This is a genomic window from Vibrio sp. 10N.222.49.A3, assembly GCF_041475145.1.
GTDB lineage: Bacteria > Pseudomonadota > Gammaproteobacteria > Enterobacterales > Vibrionaceae > Vibrio > Vibrio tasmaniensis_A.
In genome coordinates, this window is the sequence record NZ_JBFRVM010000094.1 from 1 (window position 1) to 4,374 (window position 4,374).

Annotated in this window: 6 protein-coding genes; all 6 read left to right on the plus strand. The window is 50.5% G+C overall.

Annotated features, from left to right (window positions below; all coding sequences use genetic code 11):
* Positions 1 to 548 (plus strand): type IV conjugative transfer system protein TraE (traE, locus tag AB4589_RS17090; RefSeq protein WP_372029886.1); only part of this gene is annotated, 548 nt, incomplete at its 5' end.
* On the plus strand, positions 535 to 1,320 hold the full coding sequence (gene traK / locus AB4589_RS17095; protein ID WP_017096434.1) for a type-F conjugative transfer system secretin TraK: 786 nt from the start codon (positions 535 to 537) through the stop codon (positions 1,318 to 1,320). The genes traE and traK, both read left to right, overlap by 14 nt.
* Positions 1,310 to 2,854: a TrbI/VirB10 family protein gene (locus AB4589_RS17100; protein ID WP_076647806.1), complete on the plus strand. Its 1,545-nt coding sequence runs from the start codon at positions 1,310 to 1,312 to the stop codon at positions 2,852 to 2,854. Before traK ends, AB4589_RS17100 begins: the two co-directional genes overlap by 11 nt.
* A complete protein-coding gene (traV, locus tag AB4589_RS17105) occupies positions 2,851 to 3,246 on the plus strand; it encodes a type IV conjugative transfer system lipoprotein TraV (protein ID WP_016800093.1) in 396 nt (131 codons plus the stop codon). Before AB4589_RS17100 ends, traV begins: the two co-directional genes overlap by 4 nt.
* A 13-nt stretch (positions 3,247 to 3,259) precedes the next feature.
* Complete coding sequence (locus tag AB4589_RS17110; protein ID WP_102488785.1) at positions 3,260 to 3,631, plus strand: hypothetical protein; 372 nt, start codon at positions 3,260 to 3,262, stop codon at positions 3,629 to 3,631.
* A 22-nt stretch (positions 3,632 to 3,653) separates the two neighbouring features.
* Positions 3,654 to 4,374: TraC family protein (locus AB4589_RS17115; RefSeq protein ID WP_372101245.1), on the plus strand; the 721-nt coding region annotated here is incomplete at its 3' end.

Genomic DNA, 4,374 nt, shown 5'->3' on the forward strand with positions numbered 1-4,374 from the left:
TGGCCGTCAAAAGCCTCCTCAATCTTTTTTTGAGTGCAGGCTTTCTTGTTATGCTTATCACTAACCTGGTGTTGGGTTACACCAGTTATCAAGCCCTTACCCATCAAAGCCGAACCCTAGTCCCGCCCACCCTCTCTCAAGCCTTTACGGTTTCGGATGGCGCGGTCGATGAACCTTATCTTGAGCAAATGGCGGATTATCTTCTCTACCTGAAACTCAACATCACGCCGGCAAGCGTTGGACGTCAGTTTGGTCAGTTACTTGAATATTTAGACGAGACAAGCTGGTACAACGTTCAACCTAAGCTGCTTCGAGAAGCCACGGTGGTTAAAAAAGATAACATCAGCAGCCAATTTTCTGTCGAGTTGGTCCGAATTTCTCTCGACACTCTCCAAGTACAACTCTACGGGAAACTCCAAAAGCACGTAGGCCAACGCGCACTAGATCCGGAGATGAAGTGGTATCAAGTCAACTTTAGCTATGACCAAGGCGTCATAGGTTTACTCTCCATTGAAGAAGTCGAGGTCAACACCGATGAATCTTTATGAGCAATCATTCACCCCATCGCAGCAATGGCACCCTTATTTTTTATCCATCGCGCTTTGGGTGGTCTTTTTCATCCCCTCTTTTGCCCTGGCTGAAAATGCCGCCATGGTGAGCTATGAGTTTGACGAAGGCGACACGATCCCCTTGTCACTCTCTTCCATTAACGTGAACCGTTTACTGGTCAACAATGACCGTATTATTTCGATCGTCTGCCCGAAAGGGTTTTGCACCTCAACGGGCAACCAAAAAGACGCTTCCGGCTCCATCACCTTAAAAATTAACCTTCCCTTACCGTTTACCGCGCACCTGACGACAGAGAAAGGGCGATTGTTTGCGCTGTTTATTACCCCCAAAGCTACACCATCTTTGGTCACGGAGTTTGTTTGGTCGCAAAATTACAAAGAGCAGCAAAGCCCGATTGAGCAGGCGGCGGATTATCCCGCCGCCATGACAGCGCTCACCAAAGCCATGATACGTTTTGTCCATGATGGCGCTCCCATTGCTGGTTTTAAACGTCACGACGTTGACCCCAAAACCTTACCCAAAGATGAAGCGTCACTGGCCATCATCCCTCAAACGGTCTTCGTGGGCCGTCATTATTCTGGGGTGGTTTATCAGCTCAAAAATCAAAGCCGCAGTGACATGGCGCTGACCACCGCGCAGTTCTACAGCTATTCCGCACGCTCAGCCGCGCTCGATGCCTATCAATTAAAACCTGGGCAAACTACCACGCTCTATCTCATTACTGGAGGAGGCGCCACCCATGCTCGATAAACAAAAAGACGCCTTGGGCCGTTTTAAGAAACGCGTCTTCAAAGACACCGACGGGGACTTTGAAGACGGCGGCACGATCAATGCCGTGACAAGAAAGCGCAATCGCACCATTACGCTCACGGTATTGCTGATATTGACCGCCCTGGCTTTTGTTGTTTGGCGGTTAACACTGTCTCCCCAAGCGCCAAGCAAGGGCATTCAAGATGTCGGATTTGGCGCTGTCGTCACCGATGATTTTACCGACAAAGACAACCAGTCCGCCCTGACGTTTCAACAAGACAAAATCAACCAAATAGAACAAAGCTTAGCGCGGTTTGAAGGCACATTAAGTCGCTTTGGACAAAGCTTAACCTCTGAGTTAGAGAACATTAAAAAGGCCAATGAGCGCGATACAAAATCGCAACTGACAGAGCTTGAGCAGCAGATGCAACAAAAGCTCGATGAAGTTGACGCGCTCAAGGCGCAGCTTGAGACGCAATTAGCCTCAACCCTCAAGGCAGGCGATCCTTCGACTCAACACGGCATCGAGACCAACCAGGGAGACACCTTTGGCCAATACAAACTGCCCCCAAGACCGGCCATTAATAGCAACATGGATAACGCCAAGGTGAATGAGTTCCAGTACCAAGAGCAAGATGATGTGGCCTTTAGTGGTGATGCCTTTGATAGCTTTGAATTTCACTGGCAAGCCAGTGTCGAGGAGAAACAATCCCGTCGCACGACCGATAACTACGTGCCAACCGGCACCTTTGTGACCGCCGTAATTACCGGCGGCGCTGATGCTAATGGGGGCGTCTCTGGACAAGGGGATACCTCACCGATTGTCTTTCAGACAGTCAATCAGGGGGTCTTACCCAACGGTCAGGCCTCTAAATTGAAGGATTGCACGATCACCGGCGCCGTCTACGGTGAGATCTCATCCAGCCGCGGCGTCGCTCGCACCAGTAGAATGAGCTGCATACAACCCAATGGCGATATTCTCGATATCCCCGTCAATGCGACCGTGTTTAACTTTGGTCGCAATGGTATTCGCGGTACCACCATTTTGAAAAACGGTAAGATCGTTCAAATGGCCGGCATTGCGGGGATCTTGCAAGGCGTAGGGGATGCAGGTAAAGCGCTGGCACAAACCACGACACCGACGGCGCTCGGCCCAAGTCAAAGCATCAACAGCGATAAAATTGGCTTGAATCTGCTTGGCGGCGCCACGGAGAGCGTTGGCAGCAAATTGGCGGACTACTACATCAAACTGGCCGAACTCTATCATCCGATAGTGGAAGTCAATCCTGGTGCCATCGTCAATATTGTCTTTTTGGAAGGCTTTCCATTAGATCCATTGCTGGCCGATGAATACGAAACGCGCATGAATGAGCAGCGTGAGCAAGTCTCCAACAGCAATCAGCTCTTGGATGTCATCACCAACGCCTCCTCTTTTCCACCAACCACTCAAACCGCCCCCATCAACCCATTAGCGCAAAAAATCACCCAACAAGGGTTAAGCCGCGTGGGCTTTGGGCGTGAGGAATCACCATGAATAGGCACGCTTTGTTTTCACTATCGATACTCTTAGGTCTGACCGGTTGTAGCGCGGGCTTTGAGAGCGAATACAGTTGCGATCAGGTCGGCGGCGTTTCAGGTTGCGTCACCATGAACGAAGTTCGAGACAACGTATACGGTTATACCGGAGGCAGTGGTAACGCCACGGTCTCTTCTCAAGCGCGTCTCGCCCCACCTTCCGCCTTTACCTTACTGCCAAGGCGCAATCGAGAGGGGGAGCCAGAGCGAAGCCAAGAAGACGTTAAAAAACTCACCGTCTTCCCTTTCATCGACAAAGACAATCACTACATCGATACGATGGATGTTTACTTTGTCTTAGACGATAGCCGTTGGTCTGGGCGCCCTGCGCGCGCGATTTGGAAAGATTGATTAGGAAAAAATAATGAAACGAACCTTAAAAATCATTGTTATCACGGGCGCGATATTATGGGGCACATTACTGAGCAGCGCCCTGGCACAAGTGGCGCAGTTTATCACCTCGCACGATGACGCCAGAGATCACGTTGTGGCGCGCTACATCGAGTCTCAGCCCTCTCTAGATAAGGGGGCGCTCCATCAAGCGGTCCAAGATTGTGCCGTGCACCCTAACATTAAAATCGAAAAAGAGATCGCGCCAGAGACGCGCCTTTCTCCACTCAAACTCAGCCTATACGAATGCTTACAAAAAAAAGGGCATCCTGAGCTTGCTCACCGCCTTCAACTCAGTGATGAAGCAATGCAAAGTGTCAGTTGGCCATTGTCTTTGTTTTGGTAAAAAATAGAAAAAGGGGTCCCCCATGTTTTCCACCTCACGCAGTGGCTTATCCGCCTTATTTCAAGAGGCCAAGCAAGCCCAGAACCACCTTCACCATGAACTGCCGTATCGAGACTACGATCCCATTGAGCGGGTGTTCGACAATCCCCACTCTCGCGGTTTTGGCTTTAAAATCAGTGTCCTTGGGGGCGCTAACGACGATTTAATTCAGTCGTTAAGCCACCTCATGGGGGATTTGCCTGCAGGGGATAAATGGGACTATCAAGTGCAGCTGTTTGGTCACAACCGAGTGGCGCACTATCTCGAAGGAAACCAAGCTCTACTCAGTCAGCGAGGCGGTATCTGCCAGAAGCTGGCTAACGATGACGCCATTTACGCCCACTACGCCGCGCAGCACGGTTTTTTACACCGACAAAAAAACAATCGCTTTGATTTGCGCGATTACGACGCGTTCTTTTTTGTCTCCACCACGGAAAAAGACCCACAAGAGCTGCTTGATGCGCGAATGACTCTAGAGACAGGACTGGCGCAGCTTGGTTTTGATTTACTGCCCGTCACGCCTGAGATGTTGCTGACCGATGTGAGTGATATCTTAAACTTTGATAAACGCCAAGACCGGCCAAAGGAAAAAGGCTACAACCCGTTAGAGCCTTTGAACCTGCAAGCCCTCTCTCCCGATACCGAAGCGTTAACGCATCGTGGCCATATCGCCACCCGTCATACCAATGACCAAGGGGAGGAGG

Coding starts and splice junctions, on each gene's coding strand:
- traK (WP_017096434.1), top strand. CDS start 535: ATGAATCTTTATGAGCAATCATTCACCCCATCGCAGCAATGGCACCCT.
- AB4589_RS17110 (WP_102488785.1), top strand. CDS start 3,260: ATGAAACGAACCTTAAAAATCATTGTTATCACGGGCGCGATATTATGG.
- traV (WP_016800093.1), top strand. CDS start 2,851: ATGAATAGGCACGCTTTGTTTTCACTATCGATACTCTTAGGTCTGACC.
- AB4589_RS17100 (WP_076647806.1), top strand. CDS start 1,310: ATGCTCGATAAACAAAAAGACGCCTTGGGCCGTTTTAAGAAACGCGTC.